The organism is Domibacillus sp. PGB-M46 (genome assembly GCF_022668875.1).
Classification (GTDB): domain Bacteria; phylum Bacillota; class Bacilli; order Bacillales; family Domibacillaceae; genus Domibacillus.
The window spans coordinates 1-290 of sequence record NZ_JAKGCR010000088.1 but is presented as its reverse complement, the minus strand read 5'-3'; the positions used below and the strand labels follow the sequence as shown (position 1 = coordinate 290).

Genomic DNA, 290 nt, shown 5'->3' with positions numbered 1-290 from the left:
TTCAGACTCGCTTTCGCTGCGGCTCCGCCTTATCAGCTTAACCTTGCATGAAATCGTAACTCGCCGGTTCATTCTACAAAAGGCACGCTATCACCCGTTAAAGGGCTCTAACTACTTGTAGGCACACGGTTTCAGGATCTCTTTCACTCCCCTTCCGGGGTGCTTTTCACCTTTCCCTCACGGTACTGGTTCACTATCGGTCACTAGGGAGTATTTAGCCTTGGGAGATGGTCCTCCCGGATTCCGACGGAATTCCTCGTGTTCCGCCGTACTCAGGATACACTCAAGAG

1 rRNA gene is annotated in these 290 nt (G+C 51.7%); it reads right to left on the bottom strand.

What is annotated here, in order from left to right:
• Nucleotides 1-290: ribosomal RNA gene (locus L2D08_RS23720) — 23S ribosomal RNA — on the bottom strand; the annotation flags it as partial.